The organism is Leptospira andrefontaineae (assembly GCF_004770105.1).
Classification (GTDB): domain Bacteria; phylum Spirochaetota; class Leptospiria; order Leptospirales; family Leptospiraceae; genus Leptospira_B; species Leptospira_B andrefontaineae.
This window is the reverse complement of record NZ_RQEY01000012.1, coordinates 54,704-70,160: the sequence shown is the minus strand read 5'-3', so window position 1 is coordinate 70,160 and position 15,457 is coordinate 54,704. Positions and strand designations below refer to the sequence as shown.

The window sequence follows — 15,457 nt, the reverse complement described above, 5'->3', positions numbered from 1 at the left end:
TATTTTAAAAATGTATTCTGTAAATATCATCAAATAAGGTCTTTGCGATAATTTCGGGAGAATATGTATAAACATTCTCAGTATGACCTGCTTTACTTCTTACGTAGAATTTTCTATCTACTAAACTATACGCAATTTCTCGAATACCTGGAACCGAACTTTCGATCTTGTCTAATTTAACAAAATTGATTCCGGAAATTCCAGGTTCTTCTCTACTTATAAATAAGGAATGTTCTGTTTGCTTTTCTCTTAATAATGGAGAACTAGATCCATAATAAAAGAGATAACGGATGATCTCTTCCATATATTGAAAATTCAATTTAAAAAACCAAGTTTTGGTAATGGCTGCCCTTCCTTTTATTTTTAAATAATTTTCATAGTCTAATAAAGCGTGATCAAAAACTTCAACTTTATTGAATGAACTAAATTCATTCACTAACTCTACTGTTTCTTTGAATTTATCTCTAAACCTAATTTGAGCATCAGTCCAATCCCGGTGTTCTTGTCTGAAACGGTCGTCTATGTCTTTATTATATTTAATAGCAAACGACTTAGCCCATTCGGTTAAATTTGAATTTTGAGTCTGCACTATGATTTCCTATATAATAGATAAAAGAATATATAACGCGTGTTAGGCGAAGTTTGTCAACTCTCAAATCTGAGAAAGGAAATAAGGCTTTCAATGTATCCTAATCGGCTTCTTCCCGATATTGGGTATATTCATTTACACTTTCTTTGTGGAGCATGCTCGGGAAATAATCAGAACGTATTTTCAAGTATTAAAAGGCAGGAAGGAATCTATTGGAAAGGATACTATTCGTGCAGATGGTAGTGTATGGAGAAAGGTTCGAGCAGAAAAAGGCGGAAAGAGAAATTGGAAGCAAATCAAGCCTCCTACTAAGATTAAAGAACAAAAAAATATTTCTGAACTACAAGAAACGACCGAGCTATCACGAAATGAAGTCAATCTTACCCAAAGGACAAATCATTCAGGTGAAACAAAACCCGAACAGAAACATCTACAAAGCCTAGAAACCGAACCAGTTTTACTAAACTCTGGTTTAAAAAATGAACCGAATCTCTTTGGTTTAACGCCCCAAAACGAATCTATATTTAAAAAACATAACTATTTACCTGTCTATTTTCCGGAAGAAATTCAGTCTCTTTCGGGTTTGATAGCTTCTGTACGGAATTCTCTGTTAAACGAAGGACTTACAGATAGGGCGAACGAATATGCGGAGCTCGCAAATCAAGGGAAGAATACAATACAAGATGTTTTGAATCTCGCATATCGTTACGTTAGAATTTCTTCCCTATCCGTAAATAGAATACGAAAAATGATCCTCAATGGATCTACTGGACCAGATAAAAAAGAAGGAAAGCCACAGAATTCAGATTCGTTGTCTCAGGCTATGCTTGGAAATCAGAATGCGGCCGGTTCTAGGGGAGGATTAAAAGATCAAATTCGGAATTCTGTAAAGGATTCTAAATCTGCCATTTTAAAAAGTAATAATTTATCTGAAGTTGTAAACGAGATTCTAAATGCACCACTCTCAATAAATGACCGGGAATATATTCAAAAACTTCGGGATTCGATCGAGAAGAATCTAATTCAACCTCTATTAGAAAGGAAAATTAATGAATCAATAGCGTCCTTAATTGTAAAAGATTCCAATATCATACTTAAACTTATCCGGAATTATATCACAGAAAATCTTCTAACATATAATGAAAAAGAGAAAGCTAAACCTAAGGAGGAGAACTTATCTAAAATAAAGAGATCAGTTCTTGCGAGTAAGTTTAGAAATCTTGCTGAAAGTTTAGAAAAGACAATTCAATTTAAAGAAAATCCTTCTATAGCGAACATGAGAGCGACAAGAAGAAGAGCTAACATTGCATCAAGTATGAACGACGATGCGAAACGATTAAGGAAAACCCAATCAGCTCTTCTTGGAATGGCTTCCGCCTTAGAATTAAATCAATTACCACCTTACCTGGAAACAGTAAAATCAAAGAAGGATATAGAATCTATATTGAATGAATATAGGTACATCCAATATCAAACGATGGAAGTAAATCCGAAAGGTGTTCCTAAGGGTTCTTCTAAACTTGAAGTTAGATTTTCTAAACTGTATCAATCGGATGTTTATCAAAATAAGGATGACCCGAAAGTGCGAGGGAATGGGAGCGTTTACAATGTGTCCTTAGAATGGGCCAAGGATAACAAAATTGTTTCTCCTGAATTGTTCATTCAGGCAAAAAAATTCATTAAGCAAAAAGGCGAAGATAATAACGATGATATTCGAACTGATTCCTTCGAAAACGCAGAAAGGATAAAGAAGCTACTGGAGTTTACGAAACAAATTAATAATTGCCTTTATGTTAAACCTGCTACACCCAAAACAAAAAACCGTGTCAAGATAGACGGAAAAGAGTATGAAGTCTATTTTAAAGGCAAGACCTACATGGTCTATAACGAAAACGCATATAATCTCCTTAGACTAGGATTCCGTTCAGTAAACGAAGTAGAGAAGGCTGGAAAATTCCTAACCGACTTAATTAATCAAAAAGGGGAAAATCCAGAAAAGGAAAAAAAACAAAAGATAAGAGAACTAGAACGGGAATTGATAGGAAGAAAAATTCCAGGATTTTTCCCAACACCTCGTTCCTTAGGTGAACAGGTTATAGAAGAAGCAAATATAGAGCCTGGTATGTCAGTTCTGGAACCCTCCGCCGGAAAAGGGGATTTGGCGGATCAAATTAAAGAATCGAAAGGAATCGATCCAGATACTATCGAAATGAATTCTAGCTTAAGGGATATTCTAAGAGAGAAAAACCACAATTTGGTTGGATCGAATTTCCTAGAATTTAAGGACAAAATGTATGATCGAATCGTAATGAATCCTCCCTTTGAGAACGGGCAAGACATTGAACATATAAGGCACGCCTATGATCTTTTAAATCCAGGAGGACGCCTTGTAGCAATTGTTTCGGAAGGTCCTTTCTACAGATCCGATTCGAAGGCTAGATCATTTCGAGACTGGATTTCCGAAAAGGATGGAATGAGTGAACAGTTACCCGAAAATTCATTCTCTGGAAAGGATTCATTTCGGCAAACTTCTGTTCGGACAAGGATGGTTGTAATTGACAAACCACTAATCTCGCAGGCTTTATCCGACGCAATGAAAGGAAATAAGAACTCGGAAGGGACTCACAATGTCGAAAACTCAATCGTGGATACCGAACTTATTTCAAAAGAAATAAAAAATCCAGTTACCGAAGAAGTTTTGGCGGCAAAGGAAGAGTTAGCCAGACAAAAAATCGCGGATAATAGTCTTTTAATATCTGCCTTACCTAATGGAACAAAAGTCACTGTAAACGAAGAGAATCAAGAAACTATAGTTTCGAATTCGAAACTTATCGATGGTGAACTTTTTTATGAACTATCGAATGGAAAAACAGTATCATCAGAATCAGTGAAAATCCCACCAATCCTCGACCAGATTGGAATCGAAAAAAAGATAGAATCAGTTACACCGGAAAATCGCTCACAAGTCAGAAAGTCTATCAATGGAACTAGCAAGACCGAAGAAGAAGCAACAAGGGAAATAGAAACGGAAAAAGTTAATTTTATTCCGGGAACAATAAATCACTGGGTAATAATCAATGATAATATAGAAAAACGAGTCATTCAGGATTATACATTGGCTCCGAATGAAAAAGTAATATTCTATAATGAAAAGACAATTTTAGAGAGAGAAAGACCAACATATATTCCCAGTGTAAACTTAAAGGAATTCGAACTTTATAAATATTCATTTCCAAAAATAAAAGTAGACGAGGATAATTTTTTAGTTCAATTAGCCATATCCAAAGGTAATTTTGAGAATGGGAGATATATAGGAAAAGGAGAGCCCCATTATGTTTTAATGAATGTGGATTCCTTGGTCGCGACAGAAAATTACTATAGAAATCTTTTGAAAGCTCAATTAAAAAAGAAAAACGAAGAATTAGGATTGAAAAAACGAATAATCTTAAAGGAACTTTCTTCAAATCGAATGTCGTCAGAGCAGTACAATTTGATTTCGTATCATTTATTCGGGAATCGAGTCTCAAAGTATGATACAGAGAAGAACAAAAAAATATGGGACTATTATAATGATTTGCGAGAGACTTTGGGATATAAATCGGTTGATGTAAAAAGAAGAACGAATGATCGAATTGAACAATCTACTTATATTAAAGGTCGTGATACTTCTTACGGAGACTCCGGTGTTGTTCAAGATTTACTTAAAGATTTTGGAGTTTTAGTCAAAAGGCAGAATGGCGATAATATAACTCTTCCAGAAATAAATCAGGTTAGGCAAGCTTTATCGGATGTATTTGAAATTTTCGGGGATCGTTCAGAAATGACCCGGAAATTCGGTCTAAAAATTTCCCATTCCGGTCATGTTTTGATGCACGCAAGTTCTTACCCTGGTTTATTCTATCCTTCTTATAAGGCAATTGGAGTTTCTTTTAAAGGCGATGTCTTTTTTGGTGGATTAACTTTATCGCATGAATATGCCCATTTTATGGATTTTTATTTAGGGAGGCAAAGGAATCAATCTTTTGCTTCGGAAAAACTTGGAAGCTTAGAAAACAATATTGCTTCAATATTCCGGAAAGGAATGCGAGATAAAAGATCTTCAGAATACTATTCAAGGTCTTGCGAATGCTTTGCACGAGCATTTGAAATGTATTTTTACGAAAGTAAATACAAAAATGAAGAATTCGATGAGAAGTATAATCCCGAATGGTCGTACTTCAAAACAAAAGTTCGTCCTTTAGTTGAACAATTTTTCGAAGAGAATAAAGAATATTTAAAATCCGACATTTCCAGTATCGTATTTAATAAAAAAAGAAATAGAGATATTGTGAAAGTAGCTTAATAAGAATCTCCGATGTCTGAATTTTCTAGAATATTTCAATAAGTAATTATGCCTTCCTTCCTTGGCCCATTTACTGACGATGAAATAATCTCGGAATTAGAAGTGAAGAACGTTCGATACATAGATGCTCAAATCGATTTTTCAACTCCAAGCGGTACATACAATCTCGGTGAAATTTTACCAGTAGGGACAAGAGTTCTTTTTATATTCATTCAGATCCTTTCAACATTCGATGGAAGTCCTGCCATAACTGTTGGAGATACAATCAATTCTACAAAATACATAGAAAATGAAACTTCGGACTTAACTGAACTTGGAATATATTCTCAACTCATATTAGATCAAATTGAATTAATCTCGCAAGGACGAATCTATTGGAATCCAGGTGGATCCACAGCGGGATCTTTGAAGGTTGTTGCTGTTATTGCTGAACCCTAAACAAAAATTCATATTAATCAAAATCGATTTATCTTCTTATCATATAAGGAGGGATGAGCGATAAGCTTTTTTTCCATCCCTTTCATATATTAAAAGCAACGCCGGAAGAAAGAACCGGAGCGATTAGAATCCTTATTCGTGCTTCTTCGGAAAAGGAAGACAGACAGGGCGAAATCATTCTAAAATCGGCCTATGATGATCCGGAAATGCGCTCCAGGTTTAAAGCGCAAGGTTATCTAGACTATAATCACTTAACAGATCTTATAGATAAAGAAATACGAGAGAAGAAACCTTCCGCCGTAGAACTTGTAGAGCTCCAAAAAGCAAAATCAGCCGCCATTATTGGATCACCCGAAGAAATAGGGACGAAGGAAGATTTCCCATCCTCCTTGGGAATCAAAGAAGAAGGCTTATATATAATCGGTCGTTTGTTCCCTGGTAATTCCTTTGTAGAAGAGATTCGAAAAGGATTACAAGCAGGGTTTAACGGTTGGGGAGCTTCTGTGTCTGGATTCGCGAGTCCAAACGACGTCCAGAAAAATAAAATCAAGAAAATTCAACTTAGAAAGTGTGCACTAGCACCTCTACAAGAAGTAATCAATCCGGATACTTCTGTTCAATTACTTAAAGGAGCAGTAATGCTCAAGGATTTGCACAAATCCATTTCAGAAGACTCTTACTTAGATTGTACATTTGAAGAACAAAGAGAAAAGCAAGAGAACGAAGATTCTAAGGTTAATGCGCTAGAACGAAAAATTTTAGGGTTATCACGCCTTATCTATTCTGTTCCTACATTTCAGGATCAAACCCTAAACCAAATTCTCACCGATGTTCAGTTATTAGTTAAAACTGGAAGTATGGATCTTCGTACTTCCGTTATCAGAAGTCATCTCCGCGATACTTACGGCTTTGATGGCAGCGATTTAGAAAACCTTTCGGACACGATCTTCCTTAACTTAAACGGAGGATAATGTGTTCAAAGACGCTATAGAACGGCTGAAAGCTAGAAATTCAAAGAAAGCAGCCAGTAAAGATAACGCAATTTCCAAAAGCGAACAACAAGGAGGTTCCCCTGATTTACCCTCATTAGCAAGTGAAGTAACGGAGCTTCTAGACGATGGAAGTGTTTCGCCTGAAACAGACAAAATCAAAGATTGGGCGGTTTCGAAAGGTGTTTCAGAGCCGGACGCTCAAGCGTTTGCAGAAGAAGTTATAAGCGCTTACTTTGAAACTCCATCTGAAGATCAAAATCTAGAATCAAAAGTTTCGAAATCTGAACTACCGGGAGAAACAAAAGAAGAAGGAAGACAAAACACTGATGTAGAGATAGCTGGATTTCAATTTCTTCAAAAAGTTGAGTCATTAGTACTAGCCTTAAAATCCGATATTTCCGTTCTTGCGGAAAGCCTTGAATTTGTCATGGACCAGGTTGACAAACAATCCGGTCTTAATCGAGAAATACAAAAATTAAAAAGTCAATTAACGGAGATATCAAGCAAGCCAGCTAACACAAAAACCCCAGTAACACAAACTAATCAAATTCAAGTCGCGAAGTCGGATGGTATTATCCCTGGAAACGAAAGAGAGAAGTTCGGGAACTTAATACTCAAAGGGATTGAGATTGGAAAATGTCAGATTGAGGACATTAGCTATTTTGAAACGACAGGTCGATTGTCCAATCGGGCTCTCGCGTATGCAAAAGAAAGTAATGAGGTACACGTTTAATGAACGGTCCTCATACTTTAGATCAACTATTAGAGATACGTAAAGCGTTTGAAGCGAACACCTCCCAGAATGGGGCCTCACCGTTTGTAGAGGTCGGATCTAGTGGCTCAACGTTATCAATGCAATCTTTGGACAAGACGTTCGTTGCGATCGTGTCCACGGATCGAGACTTTAGGTTTTTAAAAAACACTCCTAAGCGGCAAATAAATCAAGTCTTAGCGGAATATAACAAGAATCGATCTCATGGCGGAGGATGGTATAACACTTCCTATATCGGGCAGTCCGACGAACCAAGTTTTAGAGACTCTGAAATTCAAAGATTATATGACGAAGTCAATTACGTCGCAGAGGGCTTTGCGTTTAACAAAGTAGTAGATACCGTCGCAAACGTTCAAGATCCGGAGATCATACAATCAAACTCAGCACTAAGACGCGGAATGGAGAACATGATGCGTTCGTACTGGTTTGGCAGCAAATCTATAAACAAGTTTAACCAAGATGGATTCGCAACGAAGATTTCGAATTTGGGTTCTGACTTTGTAAAGGATGCCCGAGGACAGTTACCAAGTGCAGACGAAATCAAAGAATACACTTCGAAGATAAGGACCAAGTATTTCGGACTTGCAAATCAGCTTTGGATGCACAACACAACCAAAGCTTTGTATGACCAAATTTACGATTTTGCAGGTCAGGCAAAAGTACTTCAAAACAACAATCAGGGACCGAACTCGGTAGGTCTTGGAAATATAGTTCCTCATATTTGGGACTCCAATGGCGCAAACAATATGATTACGCTAGAGGACGATATCTGGTTGGATCGTCACGACTGGGAGGTTCCAAAACGATTAGATTCGAATGGTAATTTAGTTGAAGGACCGACTTCCGATACCGATTCTCCTGAGACCCCTGCGATCGCTCTTGCTGCAATACCATCGATTACTGGCTCAAAGTTTGATGTTAGTTATTCAGGTGAATACAAGTATCGCGCTTGTGCTGGAAATTTACGTCACTGGTCAGCAGCTTCCCCAATTGAAACAGAAACAGTAAATACTGGTGGAGGCGTCGAGATAACACTCACTCCTGGAAACTCAGGGCCACCAACTACTAGGTTTGCCGTTTTTAGAGAAACAACACCCGGAAGTGGAATCATCCGATATATGGTCGAGATTGTACGAAACACTTCTGGACCAACTACAGTTTTTCAAGATTTGAATTTTGATCTTCCGGGAACAACCATTATGGTTCTAGGAGATTTTAATTCCCAATCTGCAACTGATGAAAGTAGAACGTTTATCCTATCCGAATTATTAGGATTTACTAAATCACTTTTTCCATACGGGGCAGGTGGTAGACTTAGGTTACGTCAAGGTATTATAGAACATTATGGAGTTTTACAAATATTGGCTCCTGAAAAATTCAGAGTATTTAAAAACGTACCAGTAAAGAGATAATTAAAATTAGCCGGGAATAATTTCGGCTTTTTTATGAATTACGAAACACTCTTTGAACAAGGGAAATTTCCTAGAGTTAAATCTGTATTAAAGCAGATCGCAAATCTCGCACAAAAATCTTGGACCCATAATACATTATCGGCTCGTCCCGCCTGGTGGGGAAGGCAAGCTATTTCTAAATCTACTGGAGGAGGTGGAGGGATATTACTGCGTAAAATACCAGGAGGATTTCAAGTATATCACCCGAACAAAGGCACATACAATTATATGAAAATAATCGAAAAAGGCCGAGCACGTTTTAATATGAAGGCGGCTTTACTTAGTGGCTCAAAGGCGAGAGTTGGGAAGAGAGGACCATACGTTGTAATTCCGTTAAGTAATAATGAAGATGGTTCAGGAATCGGACCGATGAAAAATGAAATCAATTCAGTAATTATAAAAACCGGATCTTATAAAGAAGAAAATACAAAAGGAAAGTTGGTATCTCGGAATAAATATAAGTATAGGAAAGATCCTGGCATGACCGGAAGGGGTAACGTTTTCGCAATAGAGCAAAAATATAAAAATGGAAAAGTTCAGCGAAACTTTATGAAATTCGTAACGGTCTCTGAAAGATCTAGAGGTTTTTACTATCCGCAAATTCCAGCGCAACGCATTCAAGAAGGAGTTAAAAAGGATGTTGAAAAAGCTTTAAATTCAAAAACTTTAAAGCAGGCCGTAGCCTCTGATATGAAAGATTTAATCTTGGAATTACTTAAAAAGAAAAATAACCGATAAAGTGAATTTTCATTTATCTTAAAACGAAGAGATGGAAATAGATCTTCGGGACGAGGAAAGTAGAAGACGGGATGGCCGGGATAAAGGTGCAATTCTTGTCACTTATTCAGTTCCACCCGAAGATGCAGTTGTCGAATATCTTTCACAAACTCTGCCACTAACTGGTCTTATAGATCGGAAAATTGATGCTCCAATAATTCACGGTCATCCGCTTTTTACAGAAGGAATTTCTCAAAGCGGAACTAACTCTCAATTTCCAAAGATTGGTGTGGAATGGGTTAGAGACATCCCTACTCAATCGTTAGGATTGAATGAAAGACACTTTAAAAATTCAGAAGAATTTAGCGGATACTTAAACGAAATATCAAAAAGAGAAGATTCGAAGCGTGCAGCACCAAAATCATTAATCGACCGATTCGCCCGAGAATCGTATTTACAGGAATTTTCCCATCACGTCGAATCAGAGATTGCAATTGTAGGATTTGCGTCCGGTCATGCGGGACGTAAAACTGCTCAATGGCTATTTGAAACAGTACATTCTCTAATTCTTTTAATGGAGAACGATCTTCCTATTTTGTATCCGGGAAGTCGTGTACTTTTGCCGGATTCGGCAGAACCGAATCTTAATACACAGGATTTCCCAGAGCCATTATGGGGTTTTGAAATTTCAGTTCGAATACTTCAGATCCGTTCGATTTTTCGTACTAAACCCTCATACCTATTTCCCGATATTAAAGGTTTCGATGTTCATTTAAAAGGAAGTAAAACTAGATTCGAAGGCAACTTCGGACTAGCGGATTATTCCTAATGGAAAAAGAAACATCACTCATAGATAAAAAACAAAACGTTCAGGAAGATCGAAAGCCTCTTTCCGTAGTAGGTAAAAAACAAATTAATCCAGAAGAGTTTCTTTTAGAGAAAGAAAAAACTCTTGGAAAGTTAATATCTCCAAGGTTCCGCGAATTCTTCTACCGCAAACTCAAAGAACTAAAAGACCCCGAAAAAGCTTGGAGTTCGATCCATGGGAACTAGAGACGTAGAGTTTTTAGGTCGTGGATATATCCGTCCAGGTGCGCGGGGAGCATTTAGAACGGCAGCGCCCCCTAGCGGAATTTCACCTGACTTGAATACATTGATACTCATTGGACAATCAGATAATGGATTCAATGCGAATAATACCAACATAGAATATGCCAAAAGAATAATGGAGTTTGGAAGTACAGAAGAATCCAGATCTATTCTTGCTTCAGGTGATTTAGCAGATGCGATAGAGAATGCCTTTTCACCATCTAGGGATTCAAGATTTGTATCCGGTCCTATTCTAATAAAAGTTCTTTGTGTAAATCCAAACGTGGCCGCTGAAGTAGAGGTGGAAACCGTTGGTTCATAAAGTCACTGCAGTAATACCTGGGCCACTTGGAAATCAAATTCGGTTTCGTGTTTCAAGTAGTGGACGAATTATCCAGATCGGGGATGCTAAAAATATACAAATATCTCCGACTTTAGAACCACAAGAGATAGAGATAGAATACTCGGGAGATGCTACGAGTGCGATAGTTCTATTTGATGGTATAATGTTTTCTATTACTCTACCCACAGGAACAGGTGCTTCTACGGATGGATCTTCGAGTATCACCGCAAATATTAAAGACTATCCGACACTTTTTTCGCTGTCGGAGTATATAAATTCGAAAGGTGGATTCTCTTGCAAAATTCTTTCTCAACCAGATAGAAAGACAGAAACCTTAGATCATATTTTGGCTACTGATTCATTTGATATTAAAGGGAATTCAAAAATACTAAATTCTCTCTTAACTCAGCAAGAAAAATATTTCAAAGGCCAAGGACTAGCAGAGATACAAGCGGGAATAGTAAGAAAGCCCATAGCAGATATGCCGAATTACAAATATCTATCCGGGGGCATTACAGGAATACCTAGTCTTACGAACTGGTTAGATGCGTTGGATTTGGTTTTTGATACAGAGGTCGCAAAAGGATTTTATGTGAATGTCTGTACGGATTTAGAGCCTGTGAGATTATACTTAGCGGATAAACTTGCAAAATCCAATTCTCCGGATGGATCAGATGAAAGGTTTGGCGGTTGCGGATTAGATACAACGAAATCTATTGATGATAGAATAGAAGATATAAAGAATACAAATTCTGAATTTTTAACTCTGGGGTTCTCACCGGTGACTACCAGAATGGCGGACAGAATTACAAATAAAACATATTCTGGTTGGATGATCGCAGTAATCCACAACGCGATCAAAGCAGCTGCGAATGTTCGGGAAACACCGACAAATAAAGACCTAAATATTATCGATGCTCCGGAGAAACTTACAAAAACGCAAATTAACAAAGTGATTCGAGCCGGTGCTCTAATAGTTACCCGAAAACCAAATAATGGTCCCTTTAAGATTGAATTTGCTTTAACTTCTTACCAAGCAGAGAATTTAATTCTTAATCAAACTTCCACAGTCTGTACAGCTCTTGCTATCGTAAAAGATTTACGAGAATGGTTAGACTCGACTTTTACCGGAGAAGTCCCCACGGACCCGTCCGCTCTTGGTACAAATCTAACTGATGCGGATTTAAAAACTGCATTAGTTCAAAGATTCAAATTTGTTTATACAGTGGATAGAGGTTGGCTTACCCGAAACATTTATACTGGGACTCCTGCGTTCGACGAGAACATTGCAATGCGATCGGATGGAGATGTTCGCTATTTTATTTTTTCAGATGGAACAATGGTTAGTCCTTTGAATTTCTTATTCTTCCTTCTTTCCCTTGATGTAGTTCGGGGTACTAACTCAGGTTCCCAGTGAGATAATATCACCGATTTTTAATTTTCCCTGAAAATGGGGAATGGCAGTCAGTCAACGACCAAATCCGGACATTTTAACCGGAAACGACGCAATAGTAAAACTAAATGGAATCGCAGTGGGCTTTATGAAAAGCCTGCAAGTAACGATTAACAACCATGTTGAACGTATCCAAGCAATAGGATATAGAAAACCGAGAGGTCTAAAATCATTAGATTGGCAAGGCTCGGCTTCTGCTGAATTTCACATTCTAAGGTCTGCACAAGAAGGCGTTGTAAGTATTAATTCAAACGATGACTCTCGGGCAGACGATCTTTATGACATTCTTATAATAGACAAATCGACTGGCCGAAGGGTTGGACTCTTAGTCGGTGCTGTTCAATCGGATGGCTTCAATTTAAGTAACAACGAATTCTCTGGTAGAAGTGTAGAATTTGAGCTACTAGATTTCGAACCGTTAGAAGCTTACAACTAAGAGGTGATAAATGAAAATTTTATCACCTAATCGAAAAATACTTCTTAACGCAAAATTTGAAGGAAAAACTTTAACTTTCGATGCAGAAATAGCTACTCCCAAGGTTCGTATAGACATTGATTTAGCAGTTGGTCGAAGACTTGGTGGAGTCGCTCTGGAATCGATCCCATCCTCGACACTTGGATATATATTTGCAATCCAAACGTTAGACCAAGTAGTGAAAGCCTTACCGGAATCGGATGACTTCCCCGAAATTCGAACGTTTGAAGATATAGACGATCAGAATTTCGTAATCGAACTCTTTAACGACTATGATAAGCAAGACCGGGCCTTCCAAGCTGAGTTAAAAAAAAATAACCACCCTAAGCGCTCTCGGGGATCCAGAGACAATTCTAGATCTATTCCTTATGAAGGAGTTCGGGATTTACCCGGAAGAAATGCAGAAGGGGAATCTATTTTTCGCTCAGAAGATATTCCTCCTAGAAGCGACAGCGAAAGTGGATTTCCAGAGGTACAAACGAAAGATCAACCTTCTACTCACGAAGAAGCAAGTTCAAAAAATGAAAGCGGACGAATTCCTCGCGGATATAAGCCCTACCTTGGCAACTACCCTGGCAGCGCACGGAGGGTTTTCCGCGCAAATGTTAATGAATGAAGGTGAAAGTAAACGAAAAGCAATCCTTCGAAAGATAGAAGAAGAATTAAAAGAGTATGAATGATTCCATCGAAATAAAAGCGAAAGTCAATCCCGACTTAAATAATTTCGACAAGGCTTTTGAACGAATTTCCAAACGTGGAAGGAAAGGTATAGATGTTAAAATTCGAACTCCAAAAGAAAAGTCACAATCTGCAAAGAAAAAGAAGGATTCTCTTAGCTCTTATTATTCTTCGGGCTCTCACGCTGGATCAAATACTTTAGCCGTTAGTTCTGACTTAGATGAGACTCAAAGTGGCGGATTTGCAGGTGTAATAGAAAGAAAACTCGCCGCATATAAAGAGATAAGGGATAAATTCAGAAATAAAAAGAAAAATGGGAGTGATATTAGCGATACGGACTCTACGGAAAGAAACTTCGAATCTGGATTTAACACGTTTGGAAAAGGGAATAGTTCAGCTGGTAAAATAGAAAAAGCAGAAATAAAAATCCAAAATGCTCATTTTGATAAAATTGGATCTGGACTCGGAAATTTTGGCGGTGGTTCAGGTTCAAACAATCCTGGAAATCAAGGTGGGGGAGGTGGACAAGGAGATCGATTAAGCACCATTGGTCAGGCGTTACCTTATATCGGTGCTGGTATCGCTATTGCAGGTGGAATTGCAAAAATAGTATCGGCTGTAGGTGAACAATATACGGCAGCTATGCAGAGCCAAGCTTCAACATTTGGTGCAACGGGACAATATGTCGGAGGGGGAGGGGGGCTGTTTGCGAATGCAGAAGTCGCACAATCTAACCTTGCACGTGGTAGAATTACCGGTGAAAGAATATTTGGAAAAGGAAATCTTACAGACGATGAGACTATGAGGTTTTCTGCTTCGCAAGGAAAAAGCCTTACAGAAATTGTAAGTCAGCTTGAAACGATTCGAAAGGAAAATAAAAATTTAGATATTGGATACTTGAGAGGAGGAGCGCACGCTACTGGATTCACCAATTTAAGGCAATCTGAGTACATTTCTAGACTGGCTCAGATATCAGAGAATTTGAGAGGAAGAGGATATTCGGGAGACACAGAGAATTTTACTAAATTTGCCGCTGGAATAGGTCGTGAAAACGGGAGTATGGACCCAGGCAGAAGACTTTCATTAGCTGAAGAATTATCTAACCAAGGACGCCAAGGTGTATTCGGTGGTGGTATAGTCGGTGCCTTATCTATGGCAGAAGCAATAAAGGATAATAAAGGAGATTTTTTTGCGGCTCTTAGAGAATCGGAAAAAGATCCGGGCAAGTATGTATCTTCTTCGTTAAGTAATTTGGATCCACTTACTAGAGGGATTTTGGGAAAAATGGAAGGCCGAAGTTTTACCGAATCAGAAAATCTTAAATTCAATACGAATACTTTTAGCAAAGACAATAACTCAATCCAAGCAGGTGAAAATAAAGTTACATTTTTAGATAACTTAAAAAAAGAAGACTTCGCTAAATATGGCGGAGGTGCAGCTCAAATAGGTTATGATCTAAATAAAGCGATGCTTGATCTTTTTAAAGATAACCAAGCGGTATTTAATAAAGTCGTCGATGGTATAAAAGCTTTAGAAAATATTTCCCTACCGTTAGTCGCTGGTACAATAAATGGTCTTAGAGCCACTTTAGAAATGGCAGTTGGCGGAATCTCTTCTCTAAAAGATGCAATCGTAAAAAGTACTTTAGGTGGTGGGACCCTAAAAGTTAAGTCTAGATAGAATCCCTTTTTTTCTCCGATTATAGGTTTTCTCGCAAAATGAAAGAATGGAATACCATCGCATTCATTTTGAACTACTTACCCGAGATGGAGCGGCAGTAGAAAGGCTCTTAGAGAAATTTGAGAAAGAATATGGTGTACAGGAACCTCAAAGACTAACTAAAAACATAACGCAATCAGATAATTTAGTGGATATTCCGATTCCGAATGGAATAGAATTTAAGTACGTTATAATACTTGCATCATATAAAGAAAATGATACTGCGATTAGTGTTAAAGCTTCTGATCCTGCTCCAATTAAAGTTCGATTAAACGGGACTTCGGATGAAATAGAATTATCGGAAGGGTTTCTCGCTTGGACTGGCAGTTTAAGCTCTCTTCGAGTTTCTACTGAATACGCTACAAATAAAATTCGAGTTGAAGTATATCTCGGATAATC

The 15,457-nt window shown here is 37.8% G+C and carries 13 protein-coding genes and 1 pseudogene; 13 read left to right on the top strand and 1 reads right to left on the bottom strand.

The features are described from left to right. Positions 1 to 4: 4 nt before the first annotated feature. Complete coding sequence (locus EHO65_RS07315; protein WP_135773482.1) at positions 5 to 589, bottom strand: hypothetical protein; 585 nt, start codon at positions 587 to 589, stop codon at positions 5 to 7. 748 nt (positions 590 to 1,337) lie between these two features. On the opposite strand from EHO65_RS07315, the gene EHO65_RS07310 reads away from it, so the two are divergent. From EHO65_RS07310 to EHO65_RS07250, 13 genes and pseudogenes are all read left to right on the top strand, one after another. Continuing rightward, positions 1,338 to 4,931 (top strand): class I SAM-dependent methyltransferase, encoded by a 3,594-nt coding sequence (locus tag EHO65_RS07310; RefSeq protein ID WP_244243470.1) that lies wholly within the window; start codon positions 1,338 to 1,340, stop codon positions 4,929 to 4,931. A 48-nt stretch (positions 4,932 to 4,979) separates the two neighbouring features. Further along, a complete protein-coding gene (locus EHO65_RS07305) occupies positions 4,980 to 5,369 on the top strand; it encodes a hypothetical protein (protein WP_135773481.1) in 390 nt (129 codons plus the stop codon). Positions 5,370 to 5,422: 53 nt separating this feature from the next. Beyond that, complete coding sequence (locus tag EHO65_RS07300; RefSeq protein ID WP_135773480.1) at positions 5,423 to 6,340, top strand: hypothetical protein; 918 nt, start codon at positions 5,423 to 5,425, stop codon at positions 6,338 to 6,340. A gap of 1 nt (position 6,341) precedes the next feature. Continuing rightward, positions 6,342 to 7,094, top strand: coding sequence for a hypothetical protein (locus EHO65_RS07295; RefSeq protein ID WP_135773479.1), 753 nt, complete (start codon positions 6,342 to 6,344; stop codon positions 7,092 to 7,094). After that, positions 7,094 to 8,545, top strand: coding sequence for a capsid protein (locus EHO65_RS07290; protein WP_135773478.1), 1,452 nt, complete (start codon positions 7,094 to 7,096; stop codon positions 8,543 to 8,545). The genes EHO65_RS07295 and EHO65_RS07290 overlap by 1 nt, the downstream gene beginning before the upstream one ends. A 33-nt stretch (positions 8,546 to 8,578) precedes the next feature. Next, positions 8,579 to 9,322: a hypothetical protein gene (locus EHO65_RS07285; RefSeq protein ID WP_135773477.1), complete on the top strand. Its 744-nt coding sequence runs from the start codon at positions 8,579 to 8,581 to the stop codon at positions 9,320 to 9,322. Positions 9,323 to 9,353: 31 nt separating this feature from the next. Then, on the top strand, positions 9,354 to 10,130 hold the full coding sequence (locus EHO65_RS07280) for a hypothetical protein (RefSeq protein ID WP_135773476.1): 777 nt from the start codon (positions 9,354 to 9,356) through the stop codon (positions 10,128 to 10,130). Next, positions 10,130 to 10,354, top strand: a complete 225-nt coding sequence (locus EHO65_RS07275) for a hypothetical protein (protein WP_135773475.1) — start codon at positions 10,130 to 10,132, stop codon at positions 10,352 to 10,354. Before EHO65_RS07280 ends, EHO65_RS07275 begins: the two co-directional genes overlap by 1 nt. Further along, positions 10,344 to 12,150: pseudogene (locus EHO65_RS07270) on the top strand (hypothetical protein). The gene EHO65_RS07275 and the pseudogene EHO65_RS07270 overlap by 11 nt, the downstream one beginning before the upstream one ends. A gap of 40 nt (positions 12,151 to 12,190) precedes the next feature. Then, entirely contained in the window at positions 12,191 to 12,622 is a 432-nt protein-coding gene (locus tag EHO65_RS07265) for a hypothetical protein (RefSeq protein ID WP_135773474.1), read from the top strand. 10 nt (positions 12,623 to 12,632) lie between these two features. Further along, the gene (locus EHO65_RS07260) at positions 12,633 to 13,277 is read left to right on the top strand and encodes a hypothetical protein (protein WP_135773473.1); all 645 of its coding nucleotides are present in this window, start codon (positions 12,633 to 12,635) and stop codon (positions 13,275 to 13,277) included. Between the two features lie 56 nt (positions 13,278 to 13,333). Beyond that, entirely contained in the window at positions 13,334 to 15,019 is a 1,686-nt protein-coding gene (locus tag EHO65_RS07255; RefSeq protein WP_135773472.1) for a hypothetical protein, read from the top strand. A 46-nt stretch (positions 15,020 to 15,065) separates the two neighbouring features. Then, positions 15,066 to 15,455, top strand: coding sequence for a hypothetical protein (locus tag EHO65_RS07250; protein ID WP_135773471.1), 390 nt, complete (start codon positions 15,066 to 15,068; stop codon positions 15,453 to 15,455). Positions 15,456 to 15,457: the final 2 nt, after the last annotated feature.